General features: G+C 64.6%; 15 protein-coding genes. 2 read left to right on the plus strand and 13 right to left on the minus strand.

Translation table 11 applies throughout. The annotated features are described in order from the left end of the window. Positions 1–8 precede the first annotated feature (8 nt). Positions 9–266: a DUF4242 domain-containing protein gene (locus BG83_RS0103380; protein WP_024975397.1), complete on the minus strand. Its 258-nt coding sequence runs from the start codon at positions 264–266 to the stop codon at positions 9–11. Between the two features lie 250 nt (positions 267–516). Between BG83_RS0103380 and BG83_RS27580 the strand changes: the two genes are divergently transcribed. Together BG83_RS27580 and BG83_RS0103390 are read left to right on the plus strand one after the other, a co-directional pair. Continuing rightward, positions 517–1,893 (plus strand): FAD-binding oxidoreductase, encoded by a 1,377-nt coding sequence (locus BG83_RS27580; RefSeq protein ID WP_037031545.1) that lies wholly within the window; start codon positions 517–519, stop codon positions 1,891–1,893. 60 nt (positions 1,894–1,953) lie between these two features. Then, positions 1,954–2,199: a hypothetical protein gene (locus tag BG83_RS0103390; protein ID WP_024975398.1), complete on the plus strand. Its 246-nt coding sequence runs from the start codon at positions 1,954–1,956 to the stop codon at positions 2,197–2,199. Between the two features lie 67 nt (positions 2,200–2,266). On the opposite strand, the gene BG83_RS0103395 is transcribed toward BG83_RS0103390, so the two are convergent. From BG83_RS0103395 to lpxO, 12 genes are all read right to left on the minus strand, one after another. Further along, complete coding sequence (locus tag BG83_RS0103395; RefSeq protein ID WP_024975399.1) at positions 2,267–2,857, minus strand: peroxidase-related enzyme; 591 nt, start codon at positions 2,855–2,857, stop codon at positions 2,267–2,269. Further along, complete coding sequence (locus BG83_RS0103400; RefSeq protein WP_024975400.1) at positions 2,854–4,746, minus strand: acyl-CoA thioester hydrolase/BAAT C-terminal domain-containing protein; 1,893 nt, start codon at positions 4,744–4,746, stop codon at positions 2,854–2,856. The genes BG83_RS0103395 and BG83_RS0103400 overlap by 4 nt, the downstream gene beginning before the upstream one ends. 5 nt (positions 4,747–4,751) lie before the next feature. Continuing rightward, positions 4,752–6,320, minus strand: a complete 1,569-nt coding sequence (locus tag BG83_RS0103405) for an ABC transporter substrate-binding protein (RefSeq protein ID WP_024975401.1) — start codon at positions 6,318–6,320, stop codon at positions 4,752–4,754. Between the two features lie 49 nt (positions 6,321–6,369). After that, on the minus strand, positions 6,370–7,371 hold the full coding sequence (locus BG83_RS0103410) for an ABC transporter ATP-binding protein (RefSeq protein ID WP_024975402.1): 1,002 nt from the start codon (positions 7,369–7,371) through the stop codon (positions 6,370–6,372). Continuing rightward, positions 7,368–8,372 (minus strand): ABC transporter ATP-binding protein, encoded by a 1,005-nt coding sequence (locus BG83_RS0103415; RefSeq protein ID WP_024975403.1) that lies wholly within the window; start codon positions 8,370–8,372, stop codon positions 7,368–7,370. Before BG83_RS0103415 ends, BG83_RS0103410 begins: the two co-directional genes overlap by 4 nt. Beyond that, complete coding sequence (locus tag BG83_RS0103420; RefSeq protein WP_024975404.1) at positions 8,369–9,298, minus strand: ABC transporter permease; 930 nt, start codon at positions 9,296–9,298, stop codon at positions 8,369–8,371. The genes BG83_RS0103415 and BG83_RS0103420 overlap by 4 nt, the downstream gene beginning before the upstream one ends. Next, on the minus strand, positions 9,295–10,278 hold the full coding sequence (locus tag BG83_RS0103425) for an ABC transporter permease (RefSeq protein WP_024975405.1): 984 nt from the start codon (positions 10,276–10,278) through the stop codon (positions 9,295–9,297). The genes BG83_RS0103420 and BG83_RS0103425 overlap by 4 nt, the downstream gene beginning before the upstream one ends. Beyond that, the gene (locus BG83_RS0103430) at positions 10,275–11,774 is read right to left on the minus strand and encodes a flavin-containing monooxygenase (RefSeq protein WP_024975406.1); all 1,500 of its coding nucleotides are present in this window, start codon (positions 11,772–11,774) and stop codon (positions 10,275–10,277) included. Before BG83_RS0103430 ends, BG83_RS0103425 begins: the two co-directional genes overlap by 4 nt. Continuing rightward, positions 11,771–12,745: a LysR family transcriptional regulator gene (locus BG83_RS0103435; RefSeq protein ID WP_024975407.1), complete on the minus strand. Its 975-nt coding sequence runs from the start codon at positions 12,743–12,745 to the stop codon at positions 11,771–11,773. The genes BG83_RS0103430 and BG83_RS0103435 overlap by 4 nt, the downstream gene beginning before the upstream one ends. 162 nt (positions 12,746–12,907) lie before the next feature. Next, positions 12,908–14,059, minus strand: coding sequence for an ABC transporter substrate-binding protein (locus BG83_RS0103440; protein WP_024975408.1), 1,152 nt, complete (start codon positions 14,057–14,059; stop codon positions 12,908–12,910). A gap of 214 nt (positions 14,060–14,273) precedes the next feature. Continuing rightward, positions 14,274–14,891 carry a YSC84-related protein gene (locus BG83_RS0103445; RefSeq protein WP_024975409.1) on the minus strand — a complete coding sequence of 206 codons (618 nt, stop codon included), beginning with the start codon at positions 14,889–14,891 and terminating at the stop codon, positions 14,274–14,276. A 314-nt stretch (positions 14,892–15,205) separates the two neighbouring features. Further along, positions 15,206–16,108 (minus strand): lipid A hydroxylase LpxO, encoded by a 903-nt coding sequence (gene lpxO, locus BG83_RS0103450; protein WP_024975410.1) that lies wholly within the window; start codon positions 16,106–16,108, stop codon positions 15,206–15,208. Positions 16,109–16,143 lie beyond the last annotated feature (35 nt).

Here is a 16,143-nt window from a genome sequence, read left to right on the forward strand (position 1 = left end):
GCAGAACGTCACACGAAGCTCTCCGGACGCACTTGGGTCACCTCGATCACGACGTCAGCAGGCAGGCTTGCCAGGTGTGCCGCCTGTCGGATGGCATCCGCGCTTGGGGCTTCGTAAAGACAATAGGTTTTCTTGCGGTCGGCCGAGAGGAAAGAGAAGACCCAGTTCACACCAACATCTGCATTGATGTGCTGGATGTTCGCAACGCTTGCGGCGCCGATCTCCAATTGCTCCGCAAACTGGCGTTCGATGAGAAACAGCGGCATTTGTCTTCCCTCCTGACGCATCGACGGGCCATGCCGCCATTGCGTTTTATTGAAGGCCGAAGATGGGGCAAAACAAATAGTCAGTATTGACTATCCCGGGGCAGACCGACCGCCACACAAAAATGATCAAGGCAGCGGATGGAACGGACGAAGTCCCACTTCTAGACTTCCATCACCATTCCCCGCGCCTGATTTTCCGCTCTGCGGACACAGCCAGATCGGTCCGGCCACGCTTGCCTAGGAGATCAACATGCTCGAAGACACTACGGTGCAGGCCTTCCGTGCGCAATTGCGGGGGCCGCTCGTCGAACCGGACGATCCGCATTACGACGCGGCACGCCGTGTCTACAACGCGATGATCGACAAGCGGCCGCGCTTCATCGCGCAGTGTTCAGACGTAGCCGACGTGATTGCGTCAGTCAACTTCGCGCGCAACAACGGCTTGCTGCTGGCCGTGCGCGGTGGCGCTCACAATGGCGGCGGTCTGGGCGTGTGTGACGACGGTTTGGTGATCGATCTGGCCCGTCTGCGCGGCATTCGTGTCGATCCTGTCGCCCACACGGTGCGCGCTGAAGGCGGCTGCACATGGGGAGACGTCGATCATGCGACGCACGCATTCGGTCTCGCAACGCCGGCAGGCATCATCAGCACCACCGGGGTTGGTGGGCTAACCCTGGGGGGAGGGATCGGTCATCTGGCACGGCGCTTTGGCCTGACGATCGACAATCTGCTGTCGGTCGATATCGTGCTGGCCGACGGCAGCTTCGTCACTGCCAATGCGCATGCCAATGACGATCTGTTTTGGGCGGTGCGTGGCGGCGGCGGCAACTTCGGTGTCGTAACCTCATTCGAGTTCCGCCTGCATGCGGTGAGCAACGTGGTTGCGGGTCCCACGCTGTGGCCGCTTGATAAAGCCGCCGACGTTCTGCGCTGGTATCGCGACTTCCTGCCGAAGGCACCGCCCGAACTCAACGGCTTCTTCGCTTTTCTTACGGTGCCGCCGGCACCACCGTTCCCGCCCGCGCTGCATCTGCAGAAGATGTGCGGCGTTGTGTGGTGCTACACGGGCGACCCTGCAGCGGCGGAAGCGGCATTCGCGCCAGTTCGAGCGCAACAGCCCGCGCTGTACGGCGTAGGGGCCATGCCTTATCCGATGTTGCAAACCGCCTTTGATGCGTTATACCCGCCCGGCCTGCAGTGGTATTGGCGGGCCGACTTCGTCAACGACCTGCCGGAAGAGGCCATTGCACTGCATGTGGAACATGGTTCGAAACTGCCGACCATGCATTCCACGATGCACCTGTATCCGATCGACGCTGCCGTGCATCGCATGGGGCGCAAGGAAACGCCGTTCGCCTACCGCGATTCGAAGTGGGCGGCCGTCATCGTGGGCGTTGACCCCGACCCTGGCCAGCGCGAGCGCATCACCAATTGGTGCAAGGGGTACTGGGACGCACTGCATCCCTATTCGGCAGGTGGGGCCTATGTGAATTTCATGATGGACGAGGGGCAGGAGCGGGTGCAGGCCACCTACCGCGACAACTACGCCAGGTTGGCAGCGATCAAGGCCAGATACGATCCCGGCAACCTGTTCCGCGTCAACCAGAACGTGAGACCCGCGTCGTGAGCATGCTCATTTTGATCAGTTGGTTGCAGGAAACTCATCCTGCAGGAAAGGAGGTGTGAAATGGACAAGAGACTGTGGGTCGTCGTCACGGCAATTGTCGCGGCGTTAGGTGCAACCGTGACGCATGCGAGCGCCACAACACGGGATGTGTACACGGATGGCAGCGCCTCCACGGAGGCGCGCAGTCCTTACACCGATGGCGGACTGGCCACGAAGTTCGACGTCTATGCGGACGGCGCAAGGGCCGGAAAATTCGATTCCTATACCGAAGGCACGCGTGCACCGACGACGGACGGCGTGCGCTAGTCTGTCTGCAAAGAAAAAGCCGCAGGTTTGTGCCTGCGGCTTTTTCTTTGGAGCGATGCAGCCCGGCTCAGGCCGCGTCCGGAAACACGGGTTCGCCCAGATTCAGCATGAGGCGATTCGCCCACGCAAAGATGGCCACTGCGTGTATCAGGTCGAGAATCTCCGCGTCCGTCAGGCCAGCGTCCTTGAGCGGCTTCAGGTCTTCGCCACGCACATCGCCAGGGCGCAGCGTCAGGTCGATCGAGAACAGCACGATGGCACGCTCTCGCGCATTCGTGCCTGCGATGTGCGGATCTTCAAAGACCTGCTTGATGACATCGTTGCGCTTGGCAAGCTGCTCAAAGCGTTGCGCGTGGACAGATGCGCAATACACGCAGCCGTTCACGCGCGATACCACGGCGCTCGCGAGTTCGCGTTCAGCACGCGACAGGCCGCCCGGGGCATACATGATCGCGTTGAACGCCGCCGAGCGCTGCCGCAGGATCTCCGGCTGGTGAACGAGAAAGCGGTAGTAATCCGACGTCTTTGCCTTCGGGTGGCTTTCTTCCAGCACGGCGATCTGCTCGGGCGTGGCGCGGTCGAGGTCGACCACATCGAGCCACGATTGCCACTCCAGCGATTCGTTGGTGAAGCCGTGGGCGCGGATGATCTCGGTCATGCTGCGGTCTCCGTGGATGCGGTGGCGCTGCCGCTACCGGCAGCTTCGTCCATCGCGCGCAGGCCGGCTACAAGCCGCGTCTGATACGACAGGAAGGCAATGAGCTGCGCGAGCGTCACGACGTCGGCCGTGGCAAGGCCCGCTGCCGGCAATCGCAACAGCGCGTCGCGGTCGCCCTCGATGGGGCGCTCGACGAGCGTGCGCGTAAAGGTGAGGATGGCGTGCAGGCGCGCGTCGGTCAGCGAGTCTATGTCGCCGTGGTCCACGGCTTGCAGCGCAGTTGCGTCGACCGGCGTGGTCGCGAGGCGCGCGCGGTAGTGCTCGGCCAGTTCCGGCGCGGGTGTCAGGCGGCAGGCGTACAGCGCCACGAGCAGGCGTTCGCCGAGCGTGAGGCCGGGCAGGGTCGCGTCGAACAGTGCTTCGTAACTGCCTTGCGTGGCCGTTGCGACTTTTTCGCGGGCGTGGCGCAGCGCATGCGTGGGGCTGCTGTCGCCCAGGTCAGCAACCTGGTCGACCACGTCTTGTGTGGGCGTGAAGTCCATTGATGAAAGGCTCCGGGAATCGGGTACGGAGGCGCCGCGCGCAGCCACCGCGCTGGCGAGAAAGCGCCGCACTGCCGCCCACGACTGGGCATCGGCGCGGGCGTTGGCGCGTGGCTCGCCGCCGCCGGTGCTGATGCGGCCCGACACCGGGTGCGCATAAACGAGCTGCGTGGTTGGCACGTACGGGAAGACGATGGCGTGGCCGGCGCCTTCGTAGTCGAAGTGCTGGACGGGGTAGGGGTGGCGCACCTCGGCCAGCTTGGCGGTGACCATGCGCGAGTAATCGCTTGAGGGCCAGGAGCCGTCATCCGTGGCGGAGAGCAGCAGCACCGGCCCGCGTGTGCGTTCGATGCGGATACGCGCGCGCGCCACCGCATCGGCATCTTGCAGCGCCGTGCGGATGGCGCGTTCATGCCGATGCGGCGCGGGGCCCTCGTCAAACGGCACCCAGGTCGCAGTGCGGTTGCCTTCCCACAGATGCGGCAGCGGCTGCCCGCGATACAGCCACGTGGGGCCTTCGCGGCCGACGGCCGGGTCGGCGGCATTCTGCCCGCTGTGCACGACGGCGCCCGGCACGTAGCCGATGACCGCAGACACCGCTTCCGGAAACGTCGCGCCCAGCAGCAAGGCCAATTCCCCTCCGCGCGACTGGCCGCTCACGGCAACGAAGTCGTGCAGCGGTTCCACGCGCTTGCGCAGCCAGGCGAGCGCGCGCTCGAAGTATTCCAGCGGCGTGTTCGAGATGTAGTCCGACAGCCCCGGTGCCTTGAAGTACGCCAGCGCGAATGCCGCGTACCCGTGCGAGGCATACAGCGCCGCGCGTGGCTCGTTGATGCCGCCGCCCGAGCCATTGAGGATCAGCACGGCCGGGCGCGGGCGCGGGTGCGCATATGGGTCGGGCAGGTACAGCGTGCCGACCAGGCCGTCCTCATTCTCCGGTGCACGCACATCGTGGCGCGTCACACCCGGCGCGGCCAGCCGTTGGACGAAGCTCGCATGGACGGACTCGCCGTTGGCCGTGGCCGTGAGCGTGGTCGTCAGCGGCTCTGTCGCGGGCAGCGGAAAGACCTCGCGCGCCTTGCCGTCTTCCGGGCGCTGGCTCCAGACGATGCCCATCGCGCTGACGCCGGTGTAGTCGCCCGCGACGGGCGCATCGCGCGTGAGGTCGACGGTGCCTTGCGCATCGGCAACAAACGCGGCGCGGCTGTGCCACAGCACGCCATTGCCGCGACGCGTTTGCGCCACGATGCCGACCTGTGCGCCGGGCGCAAGCCCCGTCACGACAATGCTGCGCGATACGTCGATCAGGTCATCTGCTGGCGTGACGCCGAGCGCGAACGTTCCCATGGCGCTTACTTGCCGTCCTTGGTGACCATTTGGGCAGCCGTGCGATCGCTCGTCATCGGCGTCACCTTCAGGCCCTTCTTGGCGGCCCACACGTTCTGGTAGTGGTACAGCGGCATCACGCCCACGTCATCCGACACCAGCTTGACCGAGTGGCGCAGGATGGCCGCGCGCTTTTCGACGTTGAATTCTTCAGTGGAGGCGTTCAGCGCGTTGTCCACAGCCGCATTGCTGTAGTGGCCCCAGTTGGACGCACCCAGGCCCTTCTTAATGTCGACCGTGGCCAGCACGTTGACCAGCGCGTAGCTCGCCTCGCCCGTGCCGTTGCCCCACGCCAGCATGCTCATCGCATATTCATTCTTGTTGGCGCGGCCGGAGTAGACCGACCAGGGCACCACCTCCACGCGTGCCTTCACGCCGATGCGGGTCCAGAACTGTGCCACCGCTTGCGCCGTCTCGGGGCCTTGCGGGTAGCGGTCATTCGGCACGTGCATCACCAGGTTGAAGCCCTGCGGAAAGCCCGCGTCGGCCAGCAGCTTCTTGGCTTGCGCGGGGTCGTAGGCGATGTCCTTCACATCGGGGTTGTAGCCGTACGTGTCTGACGGCATCCACTGGTTGGCGACGGTGGCGGCGCCTTGCAGGATGCGATCGACGATTGCCTTGCGGTCGATCGCCAGAGACAGCGCGCGGCGCACGCGCACATCCAGCAGCGGGTTGTTCGGCAGCGGCTTGCCGTCGTTGCCGGTGATGTACTGGTTCTCGCCTTTGCGGAAGCTCGGCTGCAGCAGCATCACGCGCAGGCCGGGGTAGGCGAAGACCTTTACGTTGGGCGACTGGCGCAGACGCGCGAGGTCCGACACCGACACCTTGTCGATGACATCCACTTCGCCCGAGAGCAGGTTGGCTGTGCGTGCGGCAGCGTTGTTGATGTAGCGGTAGTTGACCTTCTCCCAGAGCTGCTTGCCGCCCCAATAATTGTCGTTGCGCGCCATCACCACGCGATCGCCCGGCACGTACGAGACGAACTTGTACGGCCCGGTGCCCACCACGGCGCGGCCGGCGTTGTAGTCCTCAGTCGACGACTTCTCGCCAACGTGCTTGCTGACGATGTGCACGGACGCGAGGTTCAGCGGCAGATCGGGGTTCGGGATGTTCGTCTTGATGATGAGCGTGAGCGGGTCCTTGGCCGTGACCGATTCCACCGTGCGCAGATAGCCCGCGAACGTTGCCACGCTGCCCGGCACGCTGCGCGCGCGCTGGTACGAGAAGATGACGTCGTCCGCCGTGAACGGCTGGCCGTCGTGCCATTTCACGTTCGGGCGCAGCTTGAATTCCCACGTCTTCGGGTCCAGCGTCTTCCACGACAGCGCCAGGCCGGGCTGCAGCTTGTTCCACTTGTTCTCGACGAGCAGATCCCAGAAATGCACGTCGACGGAGCGGTCGCCGGCGTGGTTGTTCAACTGCGGATCGAGCGACGACAGCGGATCGGCAAAGGCGATGTTCAGCGTCTGTGCGCCGACAGCGCCGGCAGCGGCAAACAGCGCAACAGCAAGCGACGAGGCTAGGAGGCGTTTCACGTGGGTTCCCTTTTCCTATTTTTGGAATCGTTGGCTTATTGAATGTCGTTCAGATCGCGTCGTTCAAATGACAGGCGCTGATATGGTTGACCGCAATGCCGCGCAGCGTCGGCGTTTCAGTCTTGCAGCGGGGCATGGCGTGCGGGCATCGCGGGTGGAAATGGCAGCCGGTAGGCGGGTGGAGCGGGCTCGGCATCTCGCCCTGAATGGCGGTGAACGTCTTGTGCCGGGCAGACAGACGTGGGATCTCCGCCAGCAATGTCTGCGTGTAAGGATGGTTTGGGCGGCGGAAGACTTCCTCCGCCGGTGCCGATTCCACCACGCGGCCGAGGTACATGATCACCACGCGGTCTGAGAGGTGCTCCACCACGCCCAGGTCGTGGCTGATGAACAGGTAGGTCAGGTTGAGCTGCTCGCGCAGGTCCATGAACAGGTTCAGGATCTGCGCCTGGATCGACACGTCCAGCGCTGCCACCGCTTCGTCGCAAACCAGCATTGACGGCTGCACCGCCAGTGCACGCGCAATGCCGATGCGCTGCCGCTGGCCGCCGCTGAACTGGTGCGGGTAGCGGTCGCGCAGGGCAGGGTCCAGGCCCGCACGCTGCATCTGCGCAGCCACATAATCGGCAAAGTTGGCCCGGTCGGTCAGGCCGTGCACGCGCGCTGCTTCGCCAACGATTTCCTCCACGCGCAGGCGCGGGTTGAGGCTGGCGTATGGGTCCTGGAAGATCATCTGGATCTTCAGACGGGCCGCGCGGGCTTCGTCTGCGGAGAGCGCATCGACAACTTTGCCGTCAACGCGTACCTCGCCGTTTGATGGCCGCATCAAGCCGGCAGCAATCCGGCCGAGCGTGGATTTGCCGCAGCCCGATTCTCCGACGAGCCCCACGACTTCACCGGGCTGGATCGCGAGGTCGACACCGTCGACCGCACGAACGATTGCCGGCGGATGTGCCAGGCCGAAGCGTTGCAAGACGCGATCACCCGCGCCGACCTTTCGATCGCCAAAGCGTTTGCTGACCTGCTTGAGTTCGACAAGCGGCGTGCTCATGCGACCTCCCGCGAAGACGCGTGCTGTGCGCCCGGGTGGAAACAGCGCACGAGGCGGCCAACGATCGGTTGCGTGATTTCAGGGTGGACGCCGCAGACATCGGTGGCACGCGGGCAGCGTGCCGCAAACGCGCAGCCTGCCGGCAGCGACAGCAGGTTCGGTGTCATCCCTGGAATCTGGCGCAGGCGTTGGCCGCGGCGGTTCTCGCTCGGCAGGCTGTCGATCAGGCCCATGGTGTAGGGGTGTAGCGGGGCATCGAGCACGGCATCGACGGGCCCGTGTTCAACAATGCGGCCGGCGTACATCACGGCCACCTCATCGGCCAGGCCGGCAACGACAGACAGGTCATGCGTGATCCAGATCAGCGCCGTGCCGTGCATGCGCGCAAGCTTCTGCACTTCCGACAGGATCTGCGCCTGGATGGTCACGTCCAGCGCCGTGGTCGGCTCGTCGGCAATGATCAGGTCGGGCCGATGCAGCATCGCAATGGCAATCGCCACGCGCTGGCGCATGCCGCCGGAAAGCTGATGCGGATACGCGCGCAGCCGTTCTTCGGGGCTCGGAATGCCCATCAGGCCGAGCGTGTCGCGCGCATGCTCACGGGCTTGCTTATGGCTCATGCCACTGTGCGCGCGCACGGCCTCGATCATCTGGGCATCGATGCGCAGCACGGGGTTGAGCGTCATCATCGGGTCTTGGAAGACCATGGCGATGCGGTTGCCTTGCAGCTTGCGTAGCTCGCGCGGGGCGAGCTTGGTGAGGTCGCGGCCCTGGTAGAGGATCTCGCCGCCGACCACGCGGCCGGGCGGGTCGACCAGGCCCATGATCGAGAAGCCGGTGACGGACTTGCCCGAGCCCGACTCGCCCACCAGCCCCAGGATGCGTCCGCGCGCGAGCGAGAATGACACATCGTCCACCGCCGGCAGCACACCTTCGCGCGTGAAGAAATGCGTGCGCAGGTTGCGGACTTCAAGAGTGGTCGCGTGGGTGGACGCCGTCATCGTTGCGCCCTCGGGTTCAGCACTTCGCGCAGGCGGTCGCCCACCAGGTTGATGGCCACCAGCGCCAGCAACAGCGCGATGCCCGGATAGAAACTGATCCAGTACTGGCCAGACAGCATGTATTGGTATCCGTTGGAAATCAGCAGGCCCAGAGACGGCTCGGTAATCGGCACGCCCAGGCCCAGGAACGACAGCGTGGCTTCCAGCGTGATTGCGCGCGCCACCTGCAGCGTGCCCACGACGATCAGCGGCGGCAGGCAGTTCGGCAGGATGTGCCTGAGCGCGATGCGCCAGCCGGGCAGCGCGAGCGAACGTGCGGCTTCCACGTACTCGCGGCGACGCTCGACCAGGGCTTGCCCGCGCACCGTACGCGCGTAATACGCCCACTCCAGCAGCACCAGCGTCAGCACGACATTGGTGATGCTCTTGCCGAGATAGGCGAGGATCATCATGGCCACCAGCACCGACGGGAACGACAGCAGCAGATCGACCGTGCGCATGATGATGCTGTCGACACGGCCGCCGGCATACGCCGCAATCAGCCCGAGCAGCGTGCCGATTACTGCGGCCACCGCTGCCGACCCGATCCCCACGCCCAGGCTGATGCGCAAGCCATAGAGGATGCCGGAGTAGAGATCACGCCCCTGGCCATCTGTTCCGAGCCAGTACGTGAACGTGCCCGTGCCGGCTGGCGAACCCGGTGGCAGGCGCGAGTCCAGCACGTCGAGCTGCATCAGGTCGTACGGATTCTGCGGCGTGATCCAGGGAGCGGCCAGCGCAGCCAGAATCAGTACTACAACAACCACCAGCCCGAAGATGGCCGCCTTGGAGGCGAGGAAATCCGATGCCACGCGCCGCCACGGCGATTGCCTGCGCGGGGCGGACACCGTTGTCGCCGGCGTGGATTGCGAAGTCGTATTCATCATGCAGCCTCCGCGCTATCAGCCGCACGCACGCGCGGGTCCAGCATTCGATACAGGATGTCGACGATCAGGTTGAGCGACACGAACAGGCACACCACGACGATGAGGTAGGACACGATGACCGGCCGGTCCAGCGCGTTGATGCTGTCCAGAATCAGCTTGCCCGCGCCGGGCCACGCGAAGATGCTTTCCGTCACGACGGCAAAGGCGATGGTCGAGCCCAACTCCAGGCCCAGCACCGTCACCAGCGGGATCAGCGTATTGCGCAGCACGTGCGCCAGCACCACGCGCAACGGCGACAGGCCCTTGGCACGCGCGAACTTCACGAAGTCCAGCGGCAGCACCTCGCGCACCCCTGCAGAAGTCAGTCGCAGCACCAGCGAGAGCTTGAACAGCGACAGGTTGACTGCCGGCAGCACGAGATGCCGCAGCCCATCCACCGTCAGCCACGACCATTCGATGCCGAACAGGCGCGCCGTTTCACCGCGTCCGCTCGCGGGCAGCCAACCGAGGCTCACGCTGAACGCCATGATCAGCATCAGGCCCACCCAGAACGTCGGCAGCGAAAAGCCCACCACGCTGCCCGTCATGAGCAGGCGCGACACCGGATGGCGCGGATACAGCCCCGCGAACAGCCCCAGCGGCACCCCGATCACCACCGCGATGATCAGTGCCGAAAACGCCAGCTCCAGTGTGGCCGGCAGGCGTTGCAGGATCAGCTGGATGGCCGGTTCGTTGTAGACGAAGCTCTTGCCCAGATTGCCGTGCAGCGCGCCGTTCAGGAAGGCCAGGTACTGCTCCCACAGCGGCTTGTCCAGACCCAGCTCGGCAATGATGCGTGCACGGTCGATCTGGTCCACGTCCTGACCGATCAGGATGTCGACCGGGTTGCCGATGGCGTGCAGGCCGATGAAGACGATCACCGTCATCACCAGCACGACCAGCAGCGCCTGGCCGATGCGGCGGATTAGCCAACCTGTCATCGGGCGGCCTCCTGGCTGGAAGTGGCATTCGCTTCCACACCGGGCGGTGGGGCGGGCGTCCATTCATCGCCAAAGATTTCCGGCTCGGCATAGGCCTGGATGGCGGCGTAGTGCGCGTCGATGTCTTCCTGATACAGCAAGCCGGCAATGCCCTGCGCCAAGCGCTTCGCGCCTTCGCTGATGGCCGGGATGTCGCCCGAGACGCTGCCATGCGTGACCGACGCCGGATAGCAGAAGCAATGCACGCGCGACAGGCCGGGCAGCGTGCCGGGCGTCTTCTCGCGAAATTCGAACGCGTGGCCGAGGTCGGGCGAATCGGCGAGTTCCGCGTCTTCCTCGCCGGGGCGCGGCGTATAGCGGTCGCGCCATTGGCGGATGTGCGGTGCCAATGCGCTGAACTCCGGGCGCGAGGCCCAATCGGTGCGAAAGCCCGTTGAGAAGATCAGGAAGTCCAGTTGGAAGACGCCCTTGGTCGTGGCCACGTGCAGCACGCCGTCGTGCTCGTCCACGCCCAGGATGCCGCAGCCGAGATTGAAGCGCGCATTCGGGTGCCGCGACACGCGCAGCGTGCTGCCACGTGGCGGGGGAACCTGCTCGACATTGATGTAATGGCGGATGCGCCATTTCCACGCATCAGGCAGATGCAGGTGGCCGTGCACCAGGCCCGGGCTGCCGGCACCCTTGCCCTTGTTCACACGCGGCAGGTCGGGGCGGCGGATCAGCATGTCGACGCTGGCAGCGCCGGCCTCCAGCGCCGTCGCAGCCGAATCCATGGCGGACGCGCCGGCGCCGATCACGCCCACGCGCTTGCCGGCCAGCGTGCCGTAGTCCATCTCGTCAGACGAATGCGCCCACCACCTGCGCGGCAGCCGGTGCGCGAAATCCGGCACGGATGCACCGCCGAGCCCATCACGGCCGGTGGCCAGCACCACGCGCCGTGCAAACACCCGCTGCGTCGGTTGGCCCGGCGCGTCGATCAGCAGTTCGACGGCGCCATCCACGCGCGGGTGGATGGCCTTCACGTGGTGATCGTTGCGCACGTCCAGCTGAAGCACGCGGCGGTACCAGCGCAGGTAGTCCATCCATTGCAGGCGCGGAATCTTGTCGAGCACCTCCCACGCATCGGTGCCGAACTGCGCTTCAAACCATGCGCGGAACGTCAGCGCCGGCAGGCCAAGGGCAGGGCCGGTCAATTGCTTGGGCGAGCGCAACGTTTCCATGCGCGCCGTCGTCGCCCAGGGGCCTTCGAAGCCGGCGGGCGAGCGGTCGAACACCACCACGCCGATACCGAGATGTTTGAGCGACGCCGCCGCCGCCAGGCCGGCCATGCCGCCACCGATGACGGCCACATCCAGCACAGGTTGACCCTCTAACGCGTGTGGCAGCGTCCAATTTTTCGCGGGGAGTTCAAGCCAGGACAGGTCCTGGTGCAAACGGGCTTCCAGCGCTGCGAGCCCGATGACTAGCGGCGCGTTGTCTTGTTGTGCAGCGGTCATGCGGACGCGCCTTCGGTTTCGTTGATGGATTCGCCATACAGCACCTGCAGCATGCTGGCATGGCGCGCCGGATCGTGCAGCTTGCAGTCCGGGAGCAGACGCTGTGCCGCGCGCGCGAGGGCGTCGGTCAGTGAGACGATCGCCGCCGACGGCCGCTTGGCCTCGGGGGTGATCACGCCAAAGAAGAAGGGGATGTCGGCGTCGATCGGGCGCACGGTCACGCCGTCGATTGGCACGCCGTACGCCGTCACCGGCTCCAGCAACGCAACGCCCAGGCCCGCACGCACGGCGGTCAGCGCATTCAGCGAGGCATTCGTCTCGATGAGCGAGGTCGGTTCCACGCCGGCCTTCGCCAGCGCTTGGTCCAGGCGGCGGCGCAACCGATATGGGTTGTGCATCGTGATGATCCGCTGTCCCGCGCAAGCGGCCAATGTCAAGCGCTTGCCGGCGGCCAGCGGGTTGTGTGTCTGCACGGCAGCCACGCACGCGGCTTCGCCGATCCAATGCACGGTGACGCCACGATGCTCCAGCGGCAGGCTGCTGAGGCCAAGGTCGGCAGCGCCGGTGAGCACGGCGTGCACAACCTGCTCGGGCGAGGCGCTGCGAATCTGGATGTGCTGCGCGAGTTCCGGCTCATCGGCCAAGGCTGCGGGCAGCAAGCCGGCTGCCAATGCAGACGTCGCTGCCAAGCGCAGCGGGCGTGCCTCGCCGCGCGCGATTTCTTCGGCACGGGTGCGGATCTGACGTAAGCTGATCAGCGTATGCTCGACGTCTTCGTACAGTAGGAAACCCTGCTCCGTCGGCGAGACGCGCGGCCCCGCGCGTGTGAACAGGGCATAGCCGATTTCAGCTTCCAGATCCTGGATGAGCCGGCTGATGGCGGGTTGCGAGCGTCCCAGCAGCTTGCCTGCCGCGGTGACACTGCCGGTCGACATGACCGCGGCAAATGCTTCGAGTTGTCGGAGTTCCATCCGCCTGTTTGATCCCAGTCATGCATGTAGTTCGTGCATTCTGGTAGAGGCACTATGCGGATTCCAAATAGTATTTTCTTATGTACTCATGCGTTTTGCGCTGGCAACCGCTATTTCCTGCGGTGCAACGACTGCCGAGGCAGGCTGCGCCGCAGCGCGCCTCTATTTGACGAAGGTGCCGTTCGGCCCGATTACCGTCAGCTCGACATAATTCGATCCCTTGCGCAGGTTCGGGCCGTAGCGGACCTCCAATCCGCCCAGGTCGATCGTGCCGGCTGATTCCAGCCCCGAGACAAAGCTGGCCCGCGTGGGCGACTTGCCCGCGCGCTTGAGCCCTTCGACCAGCACGCGCGCGGCTGCGTAGCCTTCCATCATGGCGTACGACGGCGCCACGCCGGCAGACTTCGCGCTGGACGCCAGCTCCCGGCCCAGCAACGAAGTTGAACGCACTGGCGACGGCATCACCTGCGAGACCACCACACCGCGCCCCAGCGCCCCGAGCGATTTCGCAAACGCCAGACCGGCGTTGTTGGACAGCGCTGCAATCTGCGTCACCGTGCCTTGCTTGTTGAGCGCCTCGATCATGGCGCGCGCCGTCGTGCCCGGGCAGGCCAGGATCACCGCTTGTGGCGCGAACTTGCCGACATCTGCTGTCGCCTTGGCGATGTCTGGTTTCAGGCGGTCGACGGTGAAGATGCTGTGCGCGTCGGCGGGCAGTTTTTTCGTGGCGTTGTTGAATCCGATTTCGGTGTCTTTGCCGAAGGTGTCGTTCACGTTGACGAGCGCCAGGCGGCGCAAGCCCAGCGTGTCGAAGTAATGCACCAGCTCGGCAATCTCCGCCTGGTATTTCGCGCGCACGACAAAAAGTAGCGGGTCAGGCTGATCGAAGAACGTTGAAGCGCCGGTTGAAGGCGCCACCACTGGCGCGCCCACCGGCCGGGCTTCAGTCATGATCGCCTCGGTATTTGGCGTGCCGCGCGGCAGGAACAGGGCAAAGACCTGTTTATCGACCAGCAGCGTGTGCGCGTGTTTCTTGGAGGCGGCGGCATCAAAGCCGTCGTCTTCCGAGATCAGCTCGATCTTGCGTCCATTGACACCGCCCGCACGGTTCACCGCATCGAGATAGAGCTTGGCGCCCTGCGTCATCTCTTGGACTTGCTCGCCTGCGGGGCCTGTGAAGCCAGCAGTCTGGCCGATGACGATCTTGGTGTCGGTGATGCCCGGTTCGGCCATCGTCTGGCCAGACGCCAGCAACAACCCACACAGCCACGCGCATGCAATGGCGCTGCGCACGGCAGCGTTGCGACCTGTCATGTCTCCCCCTTTTCTTTCTGGGTGATTGTTTTGTCGTATGCCAATACGGCAGCATGCACCGCAACATCGGCCGGACGATGCTAGCCGAGAAGCCCCATCCCGCCCCCTCCGGATTTCCCTAGGGCTGCAACATTGCCGCAACGCTTCATGCGGGTTCCGTGCAAGAAAAAACCGCCGTACGAGACGGCGGTATGGCTGGAGAGCGAAGCGCTGATCAGTTGTTCTGCTTCGTGATCTTCGTACCTTCGATCGACGCGCCGGCCATCAGGCCCGCGTTGGTCAGGTTGAAGCCGATGATTGGTTGCTGTGCGGTGTTGGTATCGACCGCGCCGTTCGCGCCGATCTTTGCCAGTGCCACGGTGGCATCCACGCCGGCCGTCCAGCCTTGGCTAGCCTGGAATTTCTGCAGCGCCTCATCCGTCATGAACAGGATGATGAGCGCACGCGACTGCGCGCCAGCCTGGAAGCCGACGGACGCAGAGGCGATGTTGTAGTAGCCCAGCGGACGCCCGCCGCCGGTGCGCAGCACGCCTTCGCCGTATTGGCCGCCCACCACAAAGCCGGCGTTCAGCACCGACGGGAACACGAGCACGCCCTTGGCGCGTCCGACCAGCTCGCGCGAGCCGTTGGCCGTGGTGTACAGGCGCGAGAGCACTGAATCGGCCTGCGAGTTGGTGGTGGCGTGCTTGTTGGTGGACGACATCACGTCGGAGCCCTGGGCATTGGGGCTGGTGGTGGTACAGGCCGCGATCTGGGTACCGAGCAGTGCGACAGCAGCAAGCGCGGCGGCGCGGGTGACGATGGTCTGGCGGCTGATGAGGTTCTTTTTCATGGCGATTGATCTCACTGTCTTTGTTGTTGACGAGGGACACAGGCACACGCGCATCCCGGCTCTGACTCGGTCCCATGCGCTGAGCAAGGGTGTCGACCAAGGTGGAGCAAGCGGCGTGCCCGCCATATCGCATAAGCGCCGGAGCGCTCAATTCCTGACATTAGGCGAGATTTGTGCCCCATGTGGCGCTTTTGCTTCACTGCTTTGTAAAAACGCAAGCCGACCGCAATGCAGGTAGCTTTTTCACGCGCAACAAAAAACCGGCGCTTCAGGCCGGTTTTTTGTGCGATGCAGGAGGCGTGGAGGGTTGGCCGTCAGATCCAAATGATCAACGCTGCCACGCCAATGATCAGGCCGAACTTCACCACGTAGTAGACCTTGCGGTTCCATGCCTTGAAGCGGCGGCGGTACTGGCCCATCACCCACACGTAGCGGAACAGTTTGTTGATGCCGCCGGTCTGGTCGCCCTCATCGTTGGGCGAGCTGGCGGCGGTCATGACCTTGCGGCCCAGCCATTTGTTGATGCGCTGCGCCCAGCCGAATTTCATCGGGCGTTCGATATCGCAGAAGAGGATCAGACGATCCTTGTCGGAGGCGTTTTCGGCCCAGTGCAGATAAGTCTCGTCAAAGACGACGCCCTGGCCGTCGCGCCAGCTGTGGCGCTCGCCATCGACTTCGATGAAACAGCGGTCGTCGTTGGGCGTGGACAGGCCCAGGTGATAGCGCAGCGAGCCGGCAAACGGGTCACGGTGTGGATTCAGCTTGCCGCCGGGCGGCAGTTCGGCAAACATCGCCGCCTTCACGCTGGGCAGGTCGCGCAGCAGTGCGACGGTCTGCGGGCAGAGCTGTTCGGCTGAGGGGTGATGTGCCTCATACCACTTGAGGTAGAAGCGTTTCCAGCCATTCTTGAAGAACGAGTTGAAACCGGCGTCGTCATTCTTCTCGGCAGCCTTGATTTTGCGCAGGTTGACGAGCGCCAGACCTTCGTCGCGAATCTGCGGCCACGCGGCCTGCAGCTTTTCCAGATCCGGAAAACGCTCGACAGGCACATACGGCGTCTGCGGCACGCCCGAAAACGCGTACATGAAGCAGTTGACCGGCGCGACCACGGCCGAATGATCGAACATCTGGCGCCAGAATTTCAGGCGCACCTTGCCGCGAAAGTGCACGTACAGAATGGAGCCCAGATAGAGGGCCACGATAATCCACTTGATCAAGGCGATTTCCTTGCCGCACGGTGGCGGTCAGCAAT

Origin of the sequence: Ralstonia pickettii (genome assembly GCF_000607165.1) — a bacterium.
In the GTDB taxonomy this organism is placed as follows: Bacteria; Pseudomonadota; Gammaproteobacteria; order Burkholderiales; family Burkholderiaceae; genus Ralstonia; species Ralstonia holmesii.

Excerpts from the sequence above, each read along its gene's own strand:
- BG83_RS0103410 (WP_024975402.1), bottom strand. The coding sequence starts at position 7,371 with ATGAGCACGCCGCTTGTCGAACTCAAGCAGGTCAGCAAACGCTTTGGC.
- BG83_RS0103440 (WP_024975408.1), bottom strand. The coding sequence starts at position 14,059 with ATGACAGGTCGCAACGCTGCCGTGCGCAGCGCCATTGCATGCGCGTGG.
- BG83_RS0103390 (WP_024975398.1), top strand. The coding sequence starts at position 1,954 with ATGGACAAGAGACTGTGGGTCGTCGTCACGGCAATTGTCGCGGCGTTA.
- BG83_RS0103435 (WP_024975407.1), bottom strand. The coding sequence starts at position 12,745 with ATGGAACTCCGACAACTCGAAGCATTTGCCGCGGTCATGTCGACCGGC.
- BG83_RS0103395 (WP_024975399.1), bottom strand. The coding sequence starts at position 2,857 with ATGACCGAGATCATCCGCGCCCACGGCTTCACCAACGAATCGCTGGAG.
- BG83_RS0103415 (WP_024975403.1), bottom strand. The coding sequence starts at position 8,372 with ATGACGGCGTCCACCCACGCGACCACTCTTGAAGTCCGCAACCTGCGC.
- BG83_RS27580 (WP_037031545.1), top strand. The coding sequence starts at position 517 with ATGCTCGAAGACACTACGGTGCAGGCCTTCCGTGCGCAATTGCGGGGG.
- BG83_RS0103380 (WP_024975397.1), bottom strand. The coding sequence starts at position 266 with ATGCCGCTGTTTCTCATCGAACGCCAGTTTGCGGAGCAATTGGAGATC.
- BG83_RS0103420 (WP_024975404.1), bottom strand. The coding sequence starts at position 9,298 with ATGATGAATACGACTTCGCAATCCACGCCGGCGACAACGGTGTCCGCC.
- BG83_RS0103425 (WP_024975405.1), bottom strand. The coding sequence starts at position 10,278 with ATGACAGGTTGGCTAATCCGCCGCATCGGCCAGGCGCTGCTGGTCGTG.
- BG83_RS0103445 (WP_024975409.1), bottom strand. The coding sequence starts at position 14,891 with ATGAAAAAGAACCTCATCAGCCGCCAGACCATCGTCACCCGCGCCGCC.
- BG83_RS0103400 (WP_024975400.1), bottom strand. The coding sequence starts at position 4,746 with ATGGGAACGTTCGCGCTCGGCGTCACGCCAGCAGATGACCTGATCGAC.
- BG83_RS0103430 (WP_024975406.1), bottom strand. The coding sequence starts at position 11,774 with ATGACCGCTGCACAACAAGACAACGCGCCGCTAGTCATCGGGCTCGCA.